Below are 18,419 nucleotides of genomic sequence, written 5' to 3'. Positions count from 1 at the left end.
TTTGCTTTTCTAGGTTTCGAGTCTATTTCTATGGCAGTGGACGAGATTAAGGAGCCACAAAAGAATGTTCCACGAGGGATTGTGCTGTCTTTGTCTATTGTAACGGTGCTTTATATATTGGTGACACTAGTTTTGACAGGGATTGTTCACTATAGCAAGCTAGATGTAGCAGATGCTGTCGCTTTTGCGCTTCGCAGTGCTGGGCTTGGCTGGGCGGCTAATTATGTGTCAGTGGTAGCGATTTTAACTTTGATTACCGTTTGCATTTCCATGACTTATGCTCTGTCGCGTATGATTTACAGCATTGCGCGTGACGGTTTGTTGCCAAAGTCTTTCAGAAAATTAACTGCCACTAGTCGGGTACCGAAAAATGCTACGATTTTGGTAGGGATAGCTGCGGCAGTATGTGCTGGTATTTTCCCGTTAGCCAGTATCGCATCCTTTCTAAATATCTGCACCTTGGCTTATCTGATTTTGTTAGCAGTGGCTATTTTGAAGTTGCGCAAGGATAAAGGATTTCCTCAAGCAGGGGAGTTTAAAACTCCTCTGGTACCTCTGACGCCAATCTTATCCATTATTATTTGCCTGTCTTTCATGACCCAATATGGCTCTGATACTTGGCTAGCATTCGGGCTTGCCTTACTAGTCGGAACAATTATTTATTTTATCTATGGCTACCAACATTCGGAAATCAATTGATGAGTTTTAATCCAGACAGCCACTTAGGCTGTTTTTTGCTATAATAGAAAGAAAAAGAGGTGCGAATATGATACGACCAGCAGAACTTTCAGATGCAGCAGCTATTCAGGAAATCAATGCAACTGCTCTCGGCTATGATTTTGGCTTGATAGAAACTCGTCAGAAACTATCAGAGCTGTTGGATAGGTCAGATCATTTTATCTTGGTGGCAGAAAATGCAGCAGGTCAACTTGTCGGTTATGCCCACGCTTGTCGTTATGACTGCCTTTACTTTTCATCTTTGCTCAATCTGTTGGCTTTGGCTGTTGCTCCAGATTTTCAAGGTCAGGGATATGGCAAAGCGCTGATGCAGGCCGTGCGTGAAGAGGGGTCAGCTACAGGCTATGCAGGTATTCGCATAAACTCTGGCATTTCTCGAACTGCAGCCCATGAATTTTATCGAAAACTGGGCTGTGAGGAAAAAGCTGATCAGAAACGTTTTTATTGGGAATTTTGAGAAATGATATCTATGAAGATTGAACCATTAAGTCAAAGCAATGCAGAAGAAATTGCGAATCATTGGCATTACGAAGGAATCTATGCTTTTTATGATATGCAAGCAGATTCTGAGGATTATGAAGAAATTTTATCTCCTGAAGCGCGTGGTGATCACTATTATCAGGTTCTCAAAAATGATGAATTATATGGCTTTTTTTGCCTTTTTCCAATTGACAAAGACAAGCAGGAACTGGGTTTAGGTATGAAGCCAGAGTATTGTGGCAAAGGTCAAGGCAAAGATTTTTTACAAACGATTTTACGGTTTATCGAGGAAAATCTTTCAGCAAAAATCCTGACTCTCTCAGTTGCAGATTTTAATCAAAGAGCTCAAAGGCTCTATCTCAATTGTGGTTTCAACGTGATTGGACGGCAGCCTCAGGAAAGCAATGGCGATAGTTACCTTTTTGTCAAAATGGAAAAGGAGTTGAAATGAGAGTTGCGGTTATCCAAGGAACCACTCGAAGAAATATGAATTTGCTGCTATTTGAATCTGTAAAAAAAGCAGTCCAATCGTCTGACGAAGTGCTGAATTTTGGTATTTTTGAGGAGGAGAACGAGCAGTATTCTTATGTTGAGATAGCGATCTTGATCAGTTTCTTAATAGAAAGTGGAGCAGTAGATTTTGTTGTAACAGGTTGTTCTTCAGGTCAAGGGATGACGCTTGCCTGTAATAGTTTACCAGGTCTTTTGTGTGGCTATATAGAGACCCCACAAGATGCTTTCCTCTTTGGACGAATCAATGGAGGAAATGTTGCTTCCCTGCCATTAGGGTTGAATTTTGGGTGGCAAGGAGAATTGAACCTGCAATATACATTGGATAAATTATTTGATGGTGAGTTTGGCATTGGCTATCCTGAACATGAAGCAGAAAGAAAAAGAGTGGAAGCAAGTGCCTTAAAGAATTTGAACCGTTTAACGAAACGAAGTTGGGAAGAATTAGTAGAACAACTTCCAACTGATACTTTCACTAAATTGTTGCAAAGAAAGATAGTGATGAATGCCATTATAAATAAGGGAAGTAATAAAGAGTTCATCCGTTTGCTGAAAGCGAAAGTAGATAAAATGGACGCAGATAGAAAGTGGAATAAAGTTTGACAATCAAATAGGGAAAGTATGAGATTGACTTCTGTTGCAGTTATCGTTATTTGAGAAAAAAAGGGAGTGGGACAGAACTAAAAATAGAAAATTTTTAGTTCGTAGTCCCACCCCCGCAAGGGTGCTTAAACAGTTATCAAGCTGTTTAAGGTTGCAGATGAAGAAAACGAAGTTTTCGTCAAAGGTGCTCTTCCGAGCTTGAAAAGCGAATGAAGAGTTCAATCACGATGGCTTGCTGTGCAGGCTGATTTCCCGCCTTCAACAATTCACTGAATGTTGAAGCTACGTTATTCGTTTATTAATAAATATGATAGAAGCTGGGACACTTTTTGCCCAGCCTTTTCTTGTCTTATGCTAATTTTGTAATATTGACTGCTTGAAGACCACGTTGACCTTCTTCAATGTCAAAAGTTACTTTTTCGCCTTCATTCAGTGATTTGAATCCGTCGGATTGAATCGCTGAAAAGTGAGCAAATACGTCTGGTCCGTTTTCTTGTGAAATAAAGCCGAAGCCTTTTTCAGCATTGAACCATTTTACTGTACCTTGTGCCATACATCTTACTTCCTTTCTCTAAAATGTTGCGTAAAAAATAGAAAAAGTAAAGATGAAAAACAAAAATACTCACTCAAAATTCATTTACTCTTGCTAGTCTAACAGAAGTAGCAGTAAAAAGCAAGAAAAAACAGCGATTGCCACTTCATTTTATGCTATACTAGTATAAAATGAAGAAAGGCGTAAAATCATCTTTCAAAAGCAAGTTCAGAAACTCTAGTTGTATATGTTCAACTAGGATTACTTGATGATAGAAAAAGGGTAAAGAGATATGAAAAAGAAAAATGTAGGGATTATGAGTGTTGTAGTAGTTTTGCTATTACTTGTGACAGGGTATTATTTCTTCATTTACGCCCCTCATCAAAGGGCGGTAGCTAGTTATGAAAAAGCTGTCACAGCCTTGAAAGATAGTAATAAAGACATTGAGAGTCTAGTCTCAGATGCTGAAAAACTTGTTAAAACAAATGCTGAACCACTAGAACCAGCTACATTAGAGGATTTAAAAACAGCCATATCTGACACTGATAAGGAGATTCGGAAAGCTTCTAAAATGGAAAGTAAGACAGAAGATATTGAAAAGCAAGTTAAAGAACTTACTGAGCCAGTAGATTATGCAGCCAGTCAGAAAAATCTCTCTGAAAAAATGAATCAGTATCAACAGAGTGTCACACAGCTGAAACAAATTACAAATCCGACCAATGCTTTTGTTGAGGAGCGATTGAGAGAGATTGAGACAATCACTGGAGTGCAATCGGTAACAGAAACTCACGACCCTAATGGACAATTGAATAAACAGGGTGGCTATACTGCTTCGATTTATTTTAGCGATAGCCAAGTCACCGAAGCTGTTGATGGTACAGATATTGCAGAAAAAGGGACAGATGCAGGTGGCGATATCGAAGTTTATCCTACGAAAGAGGATGCGGAAAAGAGAAATATCTACCTATCGGCTTTTGATGGGAATGGATTTTTAAATCCTGGTTCTCACTATGTATACGGTACACTTGTAATTCGAACTTCTCGCCATTTAACTGGGACTCAACAGAAAGAACTCACTGAAAAAATCTATCAAAAACTGATTGAGCTGAAATAAACATCAACTTAAAATCTAACTAAAAAACGAATCACGATATTTATAGCTAAAAGGAGAAAACGAAAATGACATTCGAAGAAATTTTACCGGGTTTGAAAGCCAAAAAGAAATATGTCCGCATAGGCTGGGGCGGTGCTGAGAATTATGTCCAGCTTTTTGACAGCATTGAGCAGAACGGAGTGGCGCTTGAAGTGACGCCTTATTTTCTCATTAATGTATCAGGCGAGGGAGAAGGCTTTTCCATGTGGAGTCCGACGCCTTGTGACATATTAGCAGATGACTGGGTGGAAGTCCATGACTAGGACGGTTTTGGTGACAGGTGTTAGCTCAGGGATTGGTTTGGCTCAGGCGCAGCTTTTTTTGGAAAATGGCTGGCGCGTATATGGTGTAGACCGCTCTGAAAAACCAAGTTTGACAGGGGATTTTCATTTTTTTCAACAAGACTTGATACTGGGGTTTCAGCCCATTTTTGACTGGTGTCCTCAGGTAGATGTCCTCTGCAATACAGCTGGAGTGCTGGATGATTACAAGCCACTTCTTGAGCAATCCGCTCAGGAGATCCAAGAAATTTTCGAGATTAACTATGTAACACCAGTAGAGCTAACTCGTTATTATTTGACGCAGATGCTGAAGAAACAATCAGGCATCATCATCAATATGTGCTCAATTGCATCTAGCTTAGCTGGCGGTGGCGGTCATGCTTACACTTCTTCCAAGCATGCTCTAGCAGGATTTACCAAGCAGTTGGCACTAGACTATGCGGAGCAGGGAGTGCAGGTTTTTGGGATTGCACCGGGTGCAGTTAAAACAAGTATGACAGCAGCAGACTTTGAGCCGGGAGGCTTAGCCCAATGGGTAGTAGACGAAACTCCCATCAAGCGTTGGATAGAACCAGAAGAAGTTGCCGAGCTAACCCTCTTTCTCGCCTCAGGAAAAGCCCAACCCATGCAGGGCGAGATTGTCAAGATTGACGGTGGCTGGAGTTTGAAGTGAGGAAGCAAGCAGAATGAAAGCAGTGAGCATTGAGCCAAGACTGCAAAAATCTTTCCAACATTGGCAAAAGAACATGGTGAGATATGGTTTGAAAGCTGGGCTGGGGCAGTTTTATACAAATGAAGACGAGACTGCCGTTTTGTATGAACAAGGAGATTTTCTCTTTTTGGCTGGGCAGGCAGATATGGCATTACTGGCGGATTATAGGGATTTTTGTAAGCCAGACTACCGCATTCTCATATCTGAAGAGGCTTCTTGGCAAGGCTGCTTATCCTCTTGCCCAGCCTTATCTCCTTTTACCCGTTATGCTTTTAAAGATGAGGCAGATTTTGATGACAAGGTTTTGAAAAACATCGTGGAGCAGTTATCGGAGCAGTTCGTTATTGAGGCAATCAATTCAAAAACCTATCAAGAACTAGCTCAGGAAGAATGGTCTCAGGATTTGCAGGGGAATTTTGCAACTTTTAAAGACTTTCAAGAAGGCGGAGCTTTTGGCTTTGTGATCCGGAAGGGTCAGGAAATCGTCGCTGGGGTCTCGACAGCACTTGTCTACCAAAAAGCCATTGAAATTGAGATTGCAACAAAACCGACTTATCAACAGCAAGGTTTAGCTACTGTTCTTGGGGCGAAGATGATTTTGGCATCCCTGCAATGCGGCGTTTTTCCGCTCTGGGATGCCCACAATGAAGCCTCAAAGAAAATAGCTGAAAAGCTAGGTTATCAATGCTTAGGAGCTTACCCAGCTTATGAGTTAAAATTACAGATAGGAGAAACCATGACACCAGAACAATTATGGAATGAATACAAAACAATCAATCCCACAATCGGTGATGACATTGATGCGTGGGCATTTGGTGTAGAGCCAGACCAGCTGGCGGATTTAGTTTTGAAAGGAGAGAAGACTGCGACGGCTTCTGCCTACGATTTGTATCAGATAGATGGTGAGCCGATTCCTCAAGCAGGAACCTTTGATGTGATTTTAGACGGTCAGGGTCAAGCTGTCTGTATCATTAAAGTGACCAAGGTAACGGTTGTCCCTTTCAATCAAGTGTCTGCAGAGCATGCTTTTAAAGAAGGAGAGGGAGATAAATCTTTGGCTTACTGGCGGCAGGTGCATGAGGAACTCTTCACGGAATGGATGGCTGAAGCCGGCTTAGCTTTCTCAGAGGAGACGGGCGTGGTCTTGGAGGAGTTTTGCAAGGTTTATCCGATAGATTAGAAGACTGTGCCTTATATTCACTTAGAAAAAATCCGACACGAACAAGGAATTTTTCCCAGCCTCCTATGACAGCTGGCAATAATAACCATGGATTCTGACTTCTCCCAGATAAAAGGGGACAAATTTCTCATGGAGGAAGCACTCGTTTGTAGTGAAATCCGAATTTTAACATGTAGTATTTATGTTTTTTTAATAAGTCACGAACCTTTTTATGTGGTATGGACTTTTTATGAGCAAAAAATCAAATTCTCTGCAGGAAATGATGTTTTTGAGAAGAAAAACGTTATTTTTCCATGAAAAGGGTCTTCTCTAGAAAGGTTTGGGGAACTTTCAGACAGATTTATTCGGAATAGACAGCCGAACGCTCTATTTCTTTTTTAATTCCTCATTTAAAAAATTTTGGTTTAATGATATAATAGTAGTGACATCTTAGAGAAAAGAGACGATTTATGACAAACTATGCAATTATTTTAGCAGCTGGAAAAGGCACTCGCATGAAATCAGATTTACCAAAAGTGCTTCACAAAGTTGCTGGAATTTCGATGTTAGAACACGTATTTAGAAGTGTTGCTGCCATTGCACCAGAAAAGACTGTGACAGTGGTCGGACACAAGGCAGAGCTGGTGGAGCAAGTATTGGCGGGGCAGACAGAGTTTGTTCGTCAAACGGAGCAATTAGGAACTGGTCATGCTGTGATGATGGCAGAGCCTGTGCTGGAAGGTTTGGCAGGGCAAACATTAGTCATTGCAGGAGACACTCCTTTAATCACAGGAGAAAGCCTGAAAAATTTGATTAACTTTCATGTCAACCACAAAAATGTTGCAACGATTTTGACGGCAGAAGCGGAAAATCCATTTGGTTATGGGCGGATTGTCCGTAATCAGCATGAAGAAGTGATCAAAATTGTGGAGCAAAAGGATGCTTCGGATTTTGAAAAGCAAATCAAAGAAATCAATACAGGAACGTATGTTTTTGATAACGCCCGTCTTTTTGAAGCCCTGAAAAATATCAATACCAACAATGCGCAAGGAGAATACTACATCACAGATGTAATCGGCATTTTCCGTGAGAATGGCGAAAAAGTCGGCGCTTATACTTTGAAAGATTTTGATGAAAGTCTTGGTGTCAATGACCGCGTGGCATTGGCAACGGCAGAAAGTATTATGCGTCGCCGAATCAATCAAGCTCATATGGTGAATGGGGTTAGCTTTGTAAATCCAGAAGCGACTTATATCGATGTAGATGTACAGATTGAACCAGAAGTACAAATTGAAGCTAATGTTAGCTTGAAAGGGCAAACGAAAATTGGCGCAGGCAGCATTCTGACAAACGGTACGTATATTGTTGACTCTGCTATCGGTGAACAAACGGTTATTACCAATTCTATGATTGAAGAGTCTACAGTTGCAGACGGTGTAACGGTGGGACCTTACGCTCATGTTCGCCCAGATTCAAGCCTTGCTAAAAATGTACATGTTGGTAATTTCGTTGAAGTGAAAGGTTCTTCTATCGGTGAAAATACCAAAGCTGGGCATCTGACTTACATTGGTAATTCTGAAGTGGGTGCGAATGTCAATTTTGGTGCTGGAACAATTACAGTTAATTATGATGGACAGCACAAGTTTAAGACTGTCATTGGGAACAATGTCTTTGTAGGTTCTAATTCGACCATTATTGCGCCGGTAGAACTTGGGGACAATTCTCTTGTAGGTGCAGGCTCAACCATTACTAAGGATGTACCAGCAGACGCTATTGCCATCGGACGTGGACGTCAGATTAACAAAGATGAATACGCAAAACGCTTGCCACATCATCCAGATAATAAGTAGGAACGGCTATGGATTTTGAAGAAAAAACGCTAAAACGAACAGAAATTTATCAAGGTCCTATTTTTAACCTTGTCAAGGATAAAGTTCAGCTACCGGCTGGGAAAGGTACAGCTTATCGTGATTTGATTTTCCATAATGGTGCTGTAGCAGTTATTGCGCTAACGCCAGAAGACAAAATGATTTTGGTTAAGCAGTACCGCAAAGCTATTGAAGCAACCTCTTATGAAATTCCAGCTGGCAAGTTAGAAGTTGGTGAAAATGCGGATCCTGAGGCCGCAGCTTTGCGCGAATTAGAAGAAGAAACGGGTTATACAGGTGAGTTAGAACTGCTTTATGATTTCTATTCGACGATTGGCTTTTGCAATGAGCGAATCAAACTTTATAGCGCTAGCCATTTGACAAAAGTTGAAAATCCTCGTCCACAAGATGAAGACGAGACCTTAGAACTCTATGAAGTGACCTTGGAAGAAGCGAAAGCTTTCCTTGCTAGTGGTGATATTTGTGATGCAAAAACCATTATTGCACTCCAATATTGGGAAATGAAAATGAATCGAAGATAGGGGAACGCTCATGGGAAGACCTTTATTAACAGATGAAATGATTGAACGGGCAAATCGTGGTGAAGATATTTCAGGTCCACCTTTGCATGATGAGGAAGAAACCAAAATTTTAAAAACAACCAGAAGTCAGTTTGGTTATTCTTCTCCAACTAGTGGCTTCAATCAAGATACGCTACAAATTGATGTAGAACCAACAGTAACCAAAAGCCGACGCATTGAAAATGCAAAACGCGGAGTATTCCAAGCAAAATTAAACAAAATTCTATTTTGGATTGTCCTGCTTTTGATTGCTTTGATTGCTGCTATTATTTGGCTATAAAAAGCGATAAGCTCGACTTTCGCTTTTTTTGTGATAGAATGAGAGGAAATAATGAAAATCGGAATTATTGCGGCCATGCCTGAGGAACTAAAAATCTTAGTGGAAAACTTGGAAAATGCCGAAAAGCACTTACGTTTGGGGCATGTTTATCATACGGGAAGTATCGGTCGTCATGAAGTTGTGCTGGTGGAAAGCGGGATTGGAAAGGTCATGTCTGCTATGAGCGTGGCTGTTTTGGTCAATGAGTTTAAAGTGACGGCTGTCATCAATACAGGTTCTGCTGGTGCGGTAGCTGAAGGCTTGCAAATCGGTGATGTTGTGGTTGCTAATCGGCTAGTATACCATGATGTAGATGTAACAGCTTTTGGCTATGAATACGGACAAATGGCACGCCAGCCACTTTATTTTGAAGCGAGCCGTTATTTGGTTTCTGAGATGAAAAAGATTTTAGAAAAGACACATCAGACAAGTCGCGTTGGCTTGATTGCAACAGGAGACAGTTTTATTGCGGGGCAGGATAAGATTCATGCCATTAAGCAGCATTTTCCAGATGTTTTAGCGGTAGAAATGGAAGGAGCCGCCATTGCTCAAGCGACCCATTCTATCGGTCTGCCTTTTATGGTTATTCGGGCCATGAGTGATACAGCTTCTTATGACGCCAATATCAGCTTTGACGAATTTATTCATGAAGCTGGCAAGCGCTCAGCAGACACTCTGATTCAATTTCTGAAAGAATTAGTTTAGACAAGGAGAATATAGTGTATAAAGAATCTTATTTCGACGGCGGCCTCTTTTCTTACATTGGTCATGTCATCTTAGCCATTTTGATTACTGTCTTGACGTTGGGTATCTGTGCTCCTTGGGGCATGTGTATCCTGTATAATTGGAAGATTAAGCACACAGTCATTGACGGACACCGTCTCTATTTTGATGGTACTGCGATGCAGCTTTTTGGAAATTGGGTGAAGTGGTGGCTCTTGACAATCATTACTTTTGGCATTTATGGTTTTTGGCTTAATATCAAGCTAACCCAGTGGATTACCAAACACACCCATCATTTGAATTAGATGAAAGCAAGCGAGAATGAAGCAGTCTCGCTTTTCATTTGTTCTACCTTGCCAAAAAATCCCTTTTGATGGTATAATCAAGAAACTGCAATCAATGATAGAGGAGAAAAGATGAGTATCTTAGAAGTAAAAAATCTCAGCCACGGTTTTGGAGACCGGGCTATTTTTGAGGATGTATCCTTTCGTCTGCTGAAGGGCGAGCATATCGGCTTAGTTGGAGCCAACGGTGAAGGGAAGTCCACCTTTATGAGCATTGTAACTGGTCAATTGTTGCCAGATGAAGGCAAGGTTGAGTGGTCTAAGTATGTGACAGCTGGCTATTTAGATCAGCATGCTGTGTTGAAAGAAGGTCAATCTGTACGTGATGTGTTGCGGACTGCTTTTGATGAACTTTTCAAGACTGAAGCTCGGATCAATGAGATATATCTGGCTATGGCAGAAGATGGAGCGGATGTTGATGTCCTTATGGAAGAAGTGGGTGAATTGCAGGAGCGATTGGAAAGTCGAGACTTTTATACTTTAGATGCTAAGATTGATGAGGTAGCTCGTGCTTTAGGGGTTATGGATTACGGTATGGAAACGGATGTCACCGCTCTTTCTGGAGGTCAACGAACCAAGGTGCTCTTAGCAAAACTTCTCCTTCAAAAACCAGACATCTTGCTCTTAGATGAGCCTACCAACTATTTGGACGCAGAGCATATTGATTGGCTCAAGCGCTATCTGCAAAATTATGAAAATGCTTTCGTGCTCATTTCCCATGATATTCCTTTCTTAAACGATGTAATCAATATCGTCTACCATGTAGAAAATCAAAACTTGACCCGCTATTCTGGTGATTATTATCAATTCTTAGAAGTCTACGAGATGAAAAAATCTCAGTTGGAAGCAGCTTATGAGCGTCAGCAGAAGGAAATTGCAGACCTCAAGGACTTTGTAGCTCGCAATAAAGCCCGTGTGGCGACCCGTAATATGGCCATGTCCCGCCAGAAAAAATTAGACAAAATGGAACTGATTGAACTGCAAGGCGAGAAGCCTAAGCCCTCCTTTGACTTCAAAATGGCTCGTACACCAGGGCGCTTTATTTTCCAAGCCAAGGACTTGCAGATTGGGTATGACTGTCCACTGACCCAGCCTCTTAATCTGACCTTTGAGCGCAATCAGAAAGTGGCCATCATCGGGGCAAATGGGATTGGGAAAACAACTCTTTTGAAGAGTCTCTTGGGGATTATACCACCAATCGCTGGGGAAGTTGAGCGTGGAGACTATCTGGAATTGGGTTATTTCGAGCAAGAGACAGCTGGTGGTAATCGTCAGACTCCTCTGGAAGCTGTTTGGGATGCTTTCCCGTCACTCAATCAAGCGGAAGTTCGTGCTGCTCTGGCTCGCTGCGGTCTGACCTCAAAGCATATTGAAAGCCAGATCCAGGTTCTTTCAGGTGGGGAGCAGGCTAAGGTCCGCCTCTGTCTCCTTATGAACCGAGGAAATAATGTCTTAGTGCTGGATGAGCCCACGAATCACCTTGATGTGGATGCAAAAGATGAACTCAAACGCGCTCTCCAAGCGTACAAAGGCAGTATTCTCATGGTCTGCCATGAGCCCGACTTCTACGAAGGATGGGTAGATCATATTTGGGATTTTAATCAATTAACGTAAGAATAAAGAAAACGAGGTGTAGGACAAAAAATCAGGATTTCGTAAGAAATCGATTTTGTCGTCCCACCCCCGCAAGGTTGAGTAGGGCTGCAAAAGCTGATAGTATCAGCGCATAGGAGACCTCTCAACTACTACGTATTGAGTTTTATTCTAGAAAGTAAACGAGTCTGGGATATTTTGTTCCAGACTCCGTTTTGTGATTATTTCTTAAATGTATAGTCCTTAATGACTTCAATTTTCTCGATTTTGATTTCTTTTTTGGGTTTGTCGTTTTCGCCTGTCTCAATCGTAGCGATTTTATCCACGACATCCATGCCAGAAACGACTTGCCCAAAGACAGTATAATTCCCGTCTAAACTTGGATTTCCGCCTTTTTTATAGGCTTCAATAATTTTTTCAGGATAAGTTGTGTTAGAGAGTTGATTAGAACTGTCCTTGGTGTTTTGGTTGATGAAAAATTGACTACCGTTGGAATTTGGATTGGAAGAACGAGCCATGGCTAATGCACCACGGATATTGTAGAGATAAGACGAAATCTCTGTTTTAAAGCCACTTCCAGAGTCGATCTTAGAGTTTTTGCCTTTCCAAATGGACTCACCACCAGTTCCGTCTCCTTTAGGATCTCCTGTTTGAATCATGAAATCCTTAATGACACGGTGGAAAGTTACGCCGTTATAATAACCTTCTTTAGCGTGCGTTAAGAAATTTTCAACTGCAAGTGGAGCATATTTTGGAAAGAGCTTCAAGGAGATAATACCTTCAGTTGTGGTTATTTTCACTTCCGCTTCATCGTCAGCGACCTTGTCAGACAACTGTGGGAAATGAGCATTTTTATCGGTCAAAGCAGCTTTTTGCTCTTCTTTTTGTTTTTCAGCTGCTTTTGAGCTGGATTCGGAAGCAAGACTTGAGTCTACATAGTCATTTCCTCTGATAGCTCTTTGTAAATTGGTACAACCTGTCAAAAATAAACCAGCAGCCAGTCCTAAAATAAGTAATTTTTTCATAGATTTCCTTTCTGAATGTTGAACTATTCACATTTTACTATAAGTAAAAGCCTTTTTCAAATCTTTTGAGAGGTTGTCTCTGCTAACTGAAAGGCACTATCGGGCTATCTTTTTGATGTAAAGATAGCTCAATCGTTTTGAGTATGAAAACATTTTCTTATGAAAAGTTTTGTAAATTCACTTACGAGAAAAAATTTTTTGTGCTAAAATAGCGTTTATCAACAAAGAAATGGAGTTTTTATGCCGAAGAATTTTAAGGAATTATTATTTTTTACAGCCCTTATGTGTAGCATGATGGTATTTGGAATGAGCATTTGGAACCTGTCCGTTGTAGGATATTTTTCATGGGCTCATCTAGCAATGGGATATGTTCCTGGATTGATTACCGCTTTTCTCTTAGACCTTCTTGTGGCAGGACCAGTTGTGAAGGGAGTTGCTTTTAAATTTTTAACAGAACGCCATAAACCTTGGCAGAAGATCCTCGTTGTTTCAGGCGTTATGGTTCTGATTATGGTTTCACTGATGTCTCTTTATGGTATGCTTTTTAACGGCGTGCCGCTTTCAGTAACCAATTACCTTGGAGCTTGGTTGACCAATTTTATTGTAGCTTTTCCCTTGAATTTTCTGATTGTTGGACCAATTTCTCGCTTTATTTTGGGTCAACTGCAACAGCAACTTTTTTAATCTTGCTGACGATGAACGTTTGACAATTGGTTCATGGAAATTCTTTATGATATTTATTTAATGGTAAAAAATTTATGTTATAATAGATTTATAAAGGAGGGACAGAGAATGGCTAAACGATTGACAAGAGATGTGCGAAATAAGAAAATTGCGGGTGTCTGTGCAGGTATAGCAAATTATTTTGACATTGATCCTACCATTGTACGACTGATCTGGGGAGTAGCATTTTTTGTATATGGAATCGGTCTAATCCCTTATTTGATTTTGTGGTTTGTCTTGCCAGAAGATGATGGGAATGATGATGTGATATGGAAGTAAGCAATGTTGTTTCAAAAGTGGAAGCATGGAGCTTCTGCTTTTTTCTTGCATTGGATTAGTGTTCAATTTGTGGTATAATAAAATTTATGGCAAGTAAGAAAAATAGTAAAAAAGGTCGGACAACGAGACGACCTACAAAAGCAGAAATGGAACGGCAAAAAGCCATTCGGAGGATGCTCGCAACTTTCGGTATCGCTTTTTTGCTTCTTTTTGCAGCATTAAAATGGGGTGCCGTTGGAATCACTCTATATAACCTTATTCGATTGTTAGTAGGAAGTTTAGCCTATATGGCTATTATAGCCAGTCTCATTTATCTTTTCTTTTTTAAGTGGGTCAATAAGCATGAAGGCTATAAATCAGGCTTTTTCAGTATTTTTATTGGCTTGCTACTCATATTTCAAGCTTATTTTGTAAATGTTTTAAATTTAAAAGGACAGGTTCTAAGTACAACCTTGTCACGGATTTTAACGGATTTGACAGCTGTTAAAGTCAGTGCTTTTGCTGGTGGCGGTTTATTAGGAGGGACACTCTATACTCCTATAGCCTTTTTATTTTCAAATATTGGCACCTACTTTATCGGGCTTCTTTTAATATTGCTAGGGGCGCTACTCATCAGTCCATATTCGATTTATGATATTTTTGAAAAATTAAGTGAAACCTATCATGCTTGGAGTGAGAAGCGAGAAGCAAAGCGTCAGCAACGTTTTATCGAAAAAGAAGAAAAAGCTGCGCAAGCAGCGATGAATGCTATTCAGGTAGAGCAAGACGAGCCACAAATTGATTCTGAAACGGGAGAAATTTTAGATGATGAGGTCTTAGCTCATACGCCGATTCAGTTTGAAGAAGCAGAGCCAGAAATTTATGATTATGATGAGAGTTTGTCTGAGAAACAACACAAAGAAGAGCAGCAAGATAATACAGATGAAGATGTTGAGGTTAATTTCACCCCCAAAGAAAGTTTAGATTACAAACTTCCAACAATCAATTTGTTTGCGCCAGACAAGCCTAAAAATCAATCCAAAGAAAAGAAAATTGTCCGCGAAAATATCAAGATTTTGGAAGAAACATTTGCTAGTTTTGGCATTCGTGCTAGCGTTGAACGTGCTGAAATCGGACCGTCTGTGACTAAGTACGAGGTCAAGCCAGCTGTCGGAGTGCGGGTCAATCGCATTTCCAATCTGGCTGACGATTTAGCTCTGGCTTTGGCTGCCAAAGATGTGCGAATTGAGGCACCTATTCCGGGCAAATCTTTAGTCGGAATTGAAGTTCCGAATTCCGAGATTGCGACGGTTACTTTCCGTGAGCTTTGGGAGCAGTCTAAGACAGACGACAAGAAATTACTTGAAATTCCTTTAGGAAAAGCTGTCAATGGCTCTGTTCGGACATTTGATTTGGCAAAGATGCCTCATTTGCTGGTGGCAGGCTCGACTGGTTCTGGAAAATCCGTTGCAGTCAACGGCATTATTGCTAGTATTCTCATGAAAGCACGACCAGATGAAGTCAAGTTCATGATGGTTGATCCAAAAATGGTTGAATTGTCTGTCTATAATGATATTCCTCACTTGCTGATCCCTGTTGTGACTAATCCGCGCAAGGCGAGCCGAGCTTTGCAAAAAGTGGTAGATGAAATGGAAAATCGCTATGAGCTATTTTCTAAGGTCGGTGCTCGCAATATTGCAGGTTACAATGCCAAAGTAGCCGAGTACAATGCCAGTCAACCAGAATATAAACAAATTCCTCTTCCCTTGATTGTGGTCATTGTGGATGAGTTGGCAGACCTTATGATGGTAGCCAGCAAAGAAGTGGAAGATGCCATTATTCGCTTGGGACAAAAAGCTCGAGCAGCTGGTATTCATATGATTTTGGCCACTCAGCGACCGTCTGTTGATGTTATCTCTGGGCTCATCAAGGCCAATGTTCCTTCGCGGATTGCTTTTGCTGTCTCTAGCGGAACTGATAGCCGAACGATTCTAGATGAAAATGGTGCCGAGAAACTCTTGGGACGTGGGGATATGCTCTTTAAGCCGATTGATGAAAATCATCCTGTCCGTCTGCAAGGATCATTTATTTCCGATGAAGATGTAGAGCGCATTGTCACTTTTGTTAAGAATCAAGCCGAAGCAGATTATGATGATAATTTTGACACAGGCGAAGTATCTGAGAATGACATGGATTCAGGTAGTGAGAGTGAACAAGGAGATCCACTCTTTGAGGAAGCCAAGGCTTTAGTCATCGAGACGCAAAAAGCGAGTGCTTCAATGCTCCAACGTCGATTGTCTGTCGGGTTTAATCGTGCAACTCGGCTCATGGAAGAGCTAGAAGCTGCGGGTGTCATCGGTCCAGCAGAAGGCACCAAGCCAAGAAAAGTTTTATTGAATAACTAAAACTAAATAGGTGTGGTTTAAAAAATGTAACATCCTTTCCCAACAAATTTCTGTTGGGATTTTTTTGTAGCTGTTCTATTTTAAAGTTTTGTAGAAAAGGTATGAAAAATCTCATGTTTTCCAGTTTTATGACTTTTCTATGACCTAAGGATAACTTTTTTGATAGAATACTAATATGATTTGTGAATGGAGGCTATATGTCAGAACAGATATACACAGGGCTTAGCCAACAAGAGGTTGAAGAACGAATTCAAAAAGGCTTAGTCAATAAAGTAACAGTTAGCACGGAAAAAACAACTTGGCAAATCATTCAGTCGAATGTGTTTACTTATTTTAATTTTATATTTTTTGTCCTTGCTATGTTGCTAGTTATTGTACAATCATGGAATAATTTACTTTTTTTACCTATTGTTATTATCAATTCTTTGATTGGAATTGTTCAAGAGCTTAGAGCGCGCAAAATATTGAGCAACATGCAGTTACTTCATCACTATACAGCGATTGCAGTGCGAGACGGTAAAGAAATCCAACTAGAGACAAAAGATTTAGTACAAGATGATATCGTTCTTTTCTCGGCAGGGGACCAAATCTATGCAGATGCTAAGATTGTATCAGGTGAATTGAAAGTCAATGAATCACAGTTGACAGGAGAAGCGGATGAAATAGCAAAGCAAATAAGTGATACAGTTATGTCAGGCAGTTTTGTCGTATCTGGTAAAGCCTATGCTCGCTTGGAAAAAGTAGGTGATGAATCCTATATCAATCAACTGACGTTGAAAGCAAAAGAAGTCTCTGGAAAAGAAGAATCTGAAATGGTACGTTCGGTCAATAATCTGGTTAAAGTGATTGGATTTTTGATTATTCCTTTAGGGCTTCTTCTATTTTTCCAAAGTTATGTGACCAATCACGAAAGTTTTCAAGTTAGTATTGTCTCTACGGTAGGAGCTATTATTGGGATGATTCCAGAAGGGCTTTATCTTTTGATGACTCTAGCGCTGGCTTTGGGAGCAGCTAGTCTAGCAAGGCAGAAAGTTTTGTTAAATAGCATGAAGGGGATTGAGTCTCTTTCTCGTGTAGATGTTTTGTGTGTAGATAAGACAGGAACCATTACGGAAAATACGATGAAAGTTGTACAAGTACTCTCTGTTCAGCAAGACAAGAATGCCTCGCAGGAAGCTCTTAAACAATATCTGGCAGCAAGTCCAGATGAAAATGAAACGATTGCAGCGATTCGAGACTTTTTTGCTTCAGAAGTAGTAGAAAAGGATTGGACCGTGGTGAAAACCTTTCCGTTTAGTTCAAAGTCCAAGTTTGGTGCTATTTCTTTCAAAAAAAGCAATTTTATTTTAGGTGCTCCGGAGTTTGTATTAAAAGAAAAGCTGGAAGAATATCGCAGCTATTTTCAACAATATGCAGAAAGTGGCTCACGGGTTCTTGTTTTTGCTGAATCAAAAGATCAGCCATTTACAGGTGATTTGACTCAAACAGTAGAACCCCTACTCTTCATCTTATTAGAAAATCCAATTCGAGAAAATGCAGCCGAGACCTTTTCATATTTTGATGTTCAAGGTGTGGAAGTCAAAGTTATTTCAGGAGATAATCCTGTCACAGTTGCTGCAGTGGCTACCAAAGCAGAGATTCCTCATGCTGAAAATTATGTAGACACGCAAAACTTGGATACTGATGAAAAAATCACTCAAGCAGTTGAAAAATATACGGTCTTTGGTCGAGTGACCCCTCAACAGAAACAAAAATTAGTTCAAGCACTTCAAGCTAATCAACATAAAGTTGCAATGACAGGTGACGGTGTAAATGATATTTTAGCAATGAAGACTGCAGATTGCAGCATTGCTATGGAGTCAGGCAACGATGCTACCAAGCAGATTGCACAAGTTGTTTTGCTGGATTCTGACTTTTCGCATATGCCGCATATTGTGACAGAAGGACGTAGGGTTGTCAATAACATTCAGCGTTCCGCTAGTTTATTTCTTGTAAAAAATATCTTTTCCATTTCACTAGCTATTTTGTCCAGTTTGTTTGCTTTTACCTATCCTTTGCAAGCATCACAAGTTTCCTTGATTAGTGCATTCACTATTGGTATACCCGGATTTATGTTAGCTTTGGAGCCCAACAAGCAGCGCATTCGAGGGCGTTTCATCAGAACGGTTTTACAGAATGCGATACCAGCAGCTTTTGTTGATTTATTGGCCGTTTTGATTGTCATGGCTTGTGGTCGGATTTTTCGATTATCCACGCAAGAAGTTGCGACATCATCTGTTATCTTATTAGCAGTGGTTGGTTTCATTATCATCATCAAGCTTATTCAGCCGCTCAATCGAATGAAAACCATTGTCGTACTCTTTAACATCATCGGCTTGGTGATTTCGGGCTTGTTATTTTACTCTATCTTTT

The 18,419-nt window shown here is 40.5% G+C and carries 20 protein-coding genes and 1 pseudogene; 19 read left to right on the top strand and 2 right to left on the bottom strand.

The window, feature by feature from the left end; all coding sequences use genetic code 11:
• From HMPREF2887_RS05240 to HMPREF2887_RS05225, 4 genes are all read left to right on the top strand, one after another.
• Positions 1–699 (top strand): APC family permease (locus HMPREF2887_RS05240; RefSeq protein WP_148131498.1); only part of this gene is annotated, 699 nt, incomplete at its 5' end.
• A 67-nt stretch (positions 700–766) separates the two neighbouring features.
• The gene (locus tag HMPREF2887_RS05235; protein ID WP_037613156.1) at positions 767–1,195 is read left to right on the top strand and encodes a GNAT family N-acetyltransferase; all 429 of its coding nucleotides are present in this window, start codon (positions 767–769) and stop codon (positions 1,193–1,195) included.
• A 12-nt stretch (positions 1,196–1,207) separates the two neighbouring features.
• Positions 1,208–1,669 (top strand): GNAT family N-acetyltransferase, encoded by a 462-nt coding sequence (locus HMPREF2887_RS05230; RefSeq protein WP_037613154.1) that lies wholly within the window; start codon positions 1,208–1,210, stop codon positions 1,667–1,669.
• Complete coding sequence (locus HMPREF2887_RS05225; protein WP_021001427.1) at positions 1,666–2,331, top strand: RpiB/LacA/LacB family sugar-phosphate isomerase; 666 nt, start codon at positions 1,666–1,668, stop codon at positions 2,329–2,331. Before HMPREF2887_RS05230 ends, HMPREF2887_RS05225 begins: the two co-directional genes overlap by 4 nt.
• 349 nt (positions 2,332–2,680) lie before the next feature.
• On the opposite strand, the gene HMPREF2887_RS05220 is transcribed toward HMPREF2887_RS05225, so the two are convergent.
• On the bottom strand, positions 2,681–2,884 hold the full coding sequence (locus tag HMPREF2887_RS05220) for a cold-shock protein (protein ID WP_003032129.1): 204 nt from the start codon (positions 2,882–2,884) through the stop codon (positions 2,681–2,683).
• Between the two features lie 271 nt (positions 2,885–3,155).
• On the opposite strand from HMPREF2887_RS05220, the gene HMPREF2887_RS05215 reads away from it, so the two are divergent.
• The 11 genes and pseudogenes from HMPREF2887_RS05215 to HMPREF2887_RS05170 all read left to right on the top strand — a co-directional run bounded on the left by HMPREF2887_RS05215 (position 3,156) and on the right by HMPREF2887_RS05170 (position 11,617).
• The gene (locus tag HMPREF2887_RS05215) at positions 3,156–3,977 is read left to right on the top strand and encodes a hypothetical protein (RefSeq protein ID WP_021001428.1); all 822 of its coding nucleotides are present in this window, start codon (positions 3,156–3,158) and stop codon (positions 3,975–3,977) included.
• A 65-nt stretch (positions 3,978–4,042) separates the two neighbouring features.
• Entirely contained in the window at positions 4,043–4,279 is a 237-nt protein-coding gene (locus tag HMPREF2887_RS05210) for a DUF2829 domain-containing protein (RefSeq protein ID WP_003025500.1), read from the top strand.
• Positions 4,272–4,970 carry a 3-oxoacyl-ACP reductase gene (locus tag HMPREF2887_RS05205; RefSeq protein WP_021001429.1) on the top strand — a complete coding sequence of 233 codons (699 nt, stop codon included), beginning with the start codon at positions 4,272–4,274 and terminating at the stop codon, positions 4,968–4,970. Before HMPREF2887_RS05210 ends, HMPREF2887_RS05205 begins: the two co-directional genes overlap by 8 nt.
• A 13-nt stretch (positions 4,971–4,983) precedes the next feature.
• Positions 4,984–5,658, top strand: a pseudogene (locus HMPREF2887_RS10500) (GNAT family N-acetyltransferase); the annotation flags it as partial.
• 87 nt (positions 5,659–5,745) lie between these two features.
• Positions 5,746–6,189, top strand: a complete 444-nt coding sequence (locus tag HMPREF2887_RS10495) for an ASCH domain-containing protein (protein ID WP_041784099.1) — start codon at positions 5,746–5,748, stop codon at positions 6,187–6,189.
• Positions 6,190–6,638: 449 nt separating this feature from the next.
• Positions 6,639–8,018: a bifunctional UDP-N-acetylglucosamine diphosphorylase/glucosamine-1-phosphate N-acetyltransferase GlmU gene (gene glmU / locus HMPREF2887_RS05195; protein ID WP_021001431.1), complete on the top strand. Its 1,380-nt coding sequence runs from the start codon at positions 6,639–6,641 to the stop codon at positions 8,016–8,018.
• A gap of 8 nt (positions 8,019–8,026) precedes the next feature.
• On the top strand, positions 8,027–8,578 hold the full coding sequence (locus tag HMPREF2887_RS05190; protein WP_021001432.1) for an NUDIX hydrolase: 552 nt from the start codon (positions 8,027–8,029) through the stop codon (positions 8,576–8,578).
• Between the two features lie 10 nt (positions 8,579–8,588).
• On the top strand, positions 8,589–8,897 hold the full coding sequence (gene macP, locus HMPREF2887_RS05185) for a cell wall synthase accessory phosphoprotein MacP (RefSeq protein ID WP_003025491.1): 309 nt from the start codon (positions 8,589–8,591) through the stop codon (positions 8,895–8,897).
• A 51-nt stretch (positions 8,898–8,948) separates the two neighbouring features.
• Positions 8,949–9,641 (top strand): 5'-methylthioadenosine/adenosylhomocysteine nucleosidase, encoded by a 693-nt coding sequence (locus HMPREF2887_RS05180; RefSeq protein WP_021001433.1) that lies wholly within the window; start codon positions 8,949–8,951, stop codon positions 9,639–9,641.
• A gap of 14 nt (positions 9,642–9,655) precedes the next feature.
• Positions 9,656–9,964, top strand: coding sequence for a DUF898 family protein (locus HMPREF2887_RS05175; RefSeq protein WP_021001434.1), 309 nt, complete (start codon positions 9,656–9,658; stop codon positions 9,962–9,964).
• Positions 9,965–10,075: 111 nt separating this feature from the next.
• Positions 10,076–11,617: an ABC-F family ATP-binding cassette domain-containing protein gene (locus HMPREF2887_RS05170; protein WP_021001435.1), complete on the top strand. Its 1,542-nt coding sequence runs from the start codon at positions 10,076–10,078 to the stop codon at positions 11,615–11,617.
• 200 nt (positions 11,618–11,817) lie between these two features.
• Here HMPREF2887_RS05170 and HMPREF2887_RS05165 read toward each other — a convergent pair whose 3' ends face one another.
• Positions 11,818–12,621, bottom strand: coding sequence for a peptidylprolyl isomerase (locus HMPREF2887_RS05165; RefSeq protein ID WP_021001436.1), 804 nt, complete (start codon positions 12,619–12,621; stop codon positions 11,818–11,820).
• Between the two features lie 240 nt (positions 12,622–12,861).
• Between HMPREF2887_RS05165 and HMPREF2887_RS05160 the strand changes: the two genes are divergently transcribed.
• The 4 genes from HMPREF2887_RS05160 to HMPREF2887_RS05145 all read left to right on the top strand — a co-directional run.
• Positions 12,862–13,305, top strand: coding sequence for a DUF2798 domain-containing protein (locus HMPREF2887_RS05160; protein ID WP_021001437.1), 444 nt, complete (start codon positions 12,862–12,864; stop codon positions 13,303–13,305).
• A gap of 108 nt (positions 13,306–13,413) precedes the next feature.
• Positions 13,414–13,623, top strand: a complete 210-nt coding sequence (locus HMPREF2887_RS05155; RefSeq protein WP_022525195.1) for a PspC domain-containing protein — start codon at positions 13,414–13,416, stop codon at positions 13,621–13,623.
• Positions 13,624–13,709: 86 nt separating this feature from the next.
• Positions 13,710–16,007, top strand: a complete 2,298-nt coding sequence (locus tag HMPREF2887_RS05150) for a DNA translocase FtsK (RefSeq protein ID WP_084740769.1) — start codon at positions 13,710–13,712, stop codon at positions 16,005–16,007.
• A gap of 197 nt (positions 16,008–16,204) precedes the next feature.
• A partial coding sequence (locus HMPREF2887_RS05145) for an HAD-IC family P-type ATPase (protein ID WP_084740766.1) occupies positions 16,205–18,419 on the top strand: 2,215 nt, incomplete at its 3' end.

The sequence above is a fragment of the Streptococcus sp. HMSC071H03 genome (assembly GCF_001813035.1).
Classification (GTDB): Bacteria; Bacillota; Bacilli; order Lactobacillales; family Streptococcaceae; genus Streptococcus; species Streptococcus anginosus.
The sequence above is the reverse complement of the archived record's forward strand: the minus strand, read 5'-3'. Positions and strand labels throughout refer to the sequence as shown.

What these genes read in the sequence shown, in the direction of transcription:
- HMPREF2887_RS05235 (WP_037613156.1), top strand. Translation starts at nt 767, where the DNA reads ATGATACGACCAGCAGAACTTTCAGATGCAGCAGCTATTCAGGAAATC.
- HMPREF2887_RS05230 (WP_037613154.1), top strand. Translation starts at nt 1,208, where the DNA reads ATGAAGATTGAACCATTAAGTCAAAGCAATGCAGAAGAAATTGCGAAT.
- HMPREF2887_RS05225 (WP_021001427.1), top strand. Translation starts at nt 1,666, where the DNA reads ATGAGAGTTGCGGTTATCCAAGGAACCACTCGAAGAAATATGAATTTG.
- HMPREF2887_RS05220 (WP_003032129.1), bottom strand. Translation starts at nt 2,884, where the DNA reads ATGGCACAAGGTACAGTAAAATGGTTCAATGCTGAAAAAGGCTTCGGC.
- HMPREF2887_RS05215 (WP_021001428.1), top strand. Translation starts at nt 3,156, where the DNA reads ATGAAAAAGAAAAATGTAGGGATTATGAGTGTTGTAGTAGTTTTGCTA.
- HMPREF2887_RS05210 (WP_003025500.1), top strand. Translation starts at nt 4,043, where the DNA reads ATGACATTCGAAGAAATTTTACCGGGTTTGAAAGCCAAAAAGAAATAT.
- HMPREF2887_RS05205 (WP_021001429.1), top strand. Translation starts at nt 4,272, where the DNA reads ATGACTAGGACGGTTTTGGTGACAGGTGTTAGCTCAGGGATTGGTTTG.
- HMPREF2887_RS10495 (WP_041784099.1), top strand. Translation starts at nt 5,746, where the DNA reads ATGACACCAGAACAATTATGGAATGAATACAAAACAATCAATCCCACA.
- glmU (WP_021001431.1), top strand. Translation starts at nt 6,639, where the DNA reads ATGACAAACTATGCAATTATTTTAGCAGCTGGAAAAGGCACTCGCATG.
- HMPREF2887_RS05190 (WP_021001432.1), top strand. Translation starts at nt 8,027, where the DNA reads ATGGATTTTGAAGAAAAAACGCTAAAACGAACAGAAATTTATCAAGGT.
- macP (WP_003025491.1), top strand. Translation starts at nt 8,589, where the DNA reads ATGGGAAGACCTTTATTAACAGATGAAATGATTGAACGGGCAAATCGT.
- HMPREF2887_RS05180 (WP_021001433.1), top strand. Translation starts at nt 8,949, where the DNA reads ATGAAAATCGGAATTATTGCGGCCATGCCTGAGGAACTAAAAATCTTA.
- HMPREF2887_RS05170 (WP_021001435.1), top strand. Translation starts at nt 10,076, where the DNA reads ATGAGTATCTTAGAAGTAAAAAATCTCAGCCACGGTTTTGGAGACCGG.
- HMPREF2887_RS05165 (WP_021001436.1), bottom strand. Translation starts at nt 12,621, where the DNA reads ATGAAAAAATTACTTATTTTAGGACTGGCTGCTGGTTTATTTTTGACA.
- HMPREF2887_RS05160 (WP_021001437.1), top strand. Translation starts at nt 12,862, where the DNA reads ATGCCGAAGAATTTTAAGGAATTATTATTTTTTACAGCCCTTATGTGT.
- HMPREF2887_RS05155 (WP_022525195.1), top strand. Translation starts at nt 13,414, where the DNA reads ATGGCTAAACGATTGACAAGAGATGTGCGAAATAAGAAAATTGCGGGT.
- HMPREF2887_RS05150 (WP_084740769.1), top strand. Translation starts at nt 13,710, where the DNA reads ATGGCAAGTAAGAAAAATAGTAAAAAAGGTCGGACAACGAGACGACCT.